This window comes from Okeania hirsuta (assembly GCF_003838195.1).
In the GTDB taxonomy this organism is placed as follows: Bacteria; Cyanobacteriota; Cyanobacteriia; order Cyanobacteriales; family Microcoleaceae; genus Okeania; species Okeania hirsuta.
On sequence record NZ_RCBY01000483.1, the window covers coordinates 1 to 2553 of the forward strand.

General features: G+C 40.6%; 1 protein-coding gene. It reads right to left on the minus strand.

All coding sequences use genetic code 11. The annotated features are described in order from the left end of the window. Positions 1 to 497: 497 nt before the first annotated feature. Positions 498 to 2553: CHAT domain-containing protein (locus D5R40_RS40425; RefSeq protein ID WP_240041699.1), on the minus strand; the 2056-nt coding region annotated here is incomplete at its 5' end.

The following is a 2553-nucleotide window of genomic DNA, read 5'->3' on the forward strand; positions in this document are numbered from 1 at the left end:
TGACTCCTAAAAAATCCCCTAGTTATTTGTAGCAAACATTTATCAAAATGGTATTAGCCTTTTCATTTTGGTAATTTTTTTGTTTGACTTTTTAATCAAAGGTGGTGCGTATATTTGGGGGTCTGAAAGCCTTGTTCTGTCGTGGTTCTAAAACGTAGCTCCCCACCGCTTGGGTTAATGCGGATTAGTTGGAAACAAACGCCCCAGGTAGTTTAATCTATCTGGGTTTTTTATTTTTTGAAATTTTCCGAGTTGCGATCGCAAAGTAGAATGGACTTTAGTTGTCCTGCTCCCGTAATATCAAGTTGCACTGATTAACCACAATATAAAAAGATGAAAAAGATGGCATACTCGTCAAGAGTAATCTTAAGATGACTTAAACTATTAGCCAAGGATTTCAATCCTTGGCGAGCTTGGCGATCCATGTCACCCGCTTCCCTAAATTCCCCTCCTAGGAGGAGTTAGGGGTGGGTCCCACACTCCCCATCTACCAAAGACTACCACGGACTACCAATCATCATAAACCCTGCCCAATAATAGGGATGAGATAAATTTTGATTTTCAAACTTTCCTAACTCTGATGGTAATACCACTGCACCACGAGCTGCTGTCCCCCTTAATTGACCCTCTGCAATAACTACTTCTCCTCGTAACATTGCTAACTGTGCTTGTCGTAAAGCTTCTGCTTTTATCTTGGCATTATTTAGTTGGGTGTAAAATTCTGTCATCAATCCTAATGTGCCTTCATCACTCACATACCAGACACTAGCTAAGGCAGACTTTGCTCCTGCTGCTACTGCTAACCCCGCAAAACCTAACTCAGCATTTTTGTCACCAACGGCAGTGCGACAAGCTGACAATACTAATAATTCTACTGGTGGATCGTTCCAACCTAACTGTCGCATTTGACCTAGATGTAGTTGTTCGTCACCCCACAGTTGAATATAGGAATTACTGGCAGCACCTGGTCGGAATTCTGCATGAGTAGCTAGGTGAATGATGGGATAGGGATAATTTTGTCGTTGGGTTAGCAGGTTATTACGGGTGAAGTCTTGGTTGAGGAACTGACTACCTTGCCACAACTGTTGGGAAATAGTTTCTAACTCTACTGGCACTGCTGGTAAGGAGTTTTGTTCGATAAATTCACTTGCTCCCATTGCTAATACTCGGGTATCTTGAATTGGGCGGTAGTTGGTATCCATTAAACTGATACTGGGAATTAAACTGAGGCTATATTTTTCGACGAGGAATTGTTGACCATCGTGTAATACTGCTACAGGTAAAGTTCGTAGACCTTCATCCATACTGAATAGTAAGGTATCGATATTAGCGGCTTCTAATTCTGCTGATATGGGTCTAATGAGCCAATTGTACAATTGTTGTGCTGGTGGCAAGTAGCTTTGAGTATTACGACGGGAGGGAGTTGTGACTTGAAATCGTAATTGTAGGACAACTTCCATGAGTTGTTGGCGATTAGCTGCCGGAACAGTTTTGAGGATGGGGTCGCTATCTGGTGTGTATAATACCAGTTGCAGTTCTTCTGGGTAAGCTGTGACATAGATAATTGCTGAATTTTTGCCTGTTTCACGGGCGATGTCTGTCAGCACTTCCCGGATATTTTTTATGGATGTATTTTGAGTTGATAGGTCTTCTCCAAAGTTGTCTGTCAGCGCTCCCCCGTTTTTTATGGATATATTTTGAGTTGATAGGTCTTTTCCAAAGTAGTTAGTGAATGAATTGTTCCGATTTTTCTCTAAGGCAGTCAAGGTTTGAAAGTTAGCAGCAACAGTTAGGGGAGTATTGTTAATAATATTGATGTTTTGTAAAGCTGTTGTAGTGTCGGTGTTGATATTAATTTGTTGGCGATCGCTCTTTTTGTTTGGCAGATTAGGATTATTGGTTGTGCTGATGGTACTGTTACTCTGTATTGACTGGATAATATTAGTGGTGGTCGGATTTGAGATTGGGTTGTCAAATTGTAAAATATTATTTGTTGGAATAGCTGGAGTTGTTGTTGGTTGCACTAGGTTTGATGCTGCTGGAATGCTTGGATTTGTTAGTGTCTGAGGTGATTGTTGTGGCAAAGTATTGTCTATTGGTATTGATGGAGGTGGGCTAATTTGAATGATTTCACCAGTATTAAGTTCTCCTCCTGGTAGGTTAATAATACTTGTTGTATCACCTATTGCTATTTGGTCTCCAGTCGTAATATTACCAACTGCTTGATTATTAATACTGGCATTACCTTGGTTTGTTACCGCTGTTTGGTCTCCAGTCGTAATATTACCAACTGCTTGATTATTGATACTGGCATTACCTTCTTCAGTAGTAGCTATTTGGTCTTGGGTAGTAATATTACCTCCTGCTTGGTTATTGATACTGGCATTACCTTCTTCAGTAGTAGCTGTTTGGTCTCCAGTAGTAATATCCCCTCCTGCTTGGTTATTAATATTACTATCACCAGTAGCACTAGGTTTGATGCTGCTGGAATGCTTGGATTTGTTAGTGTCTGAGGTGATTGTTGTGGCAAAGTATTGTCTATTGGTATTGATG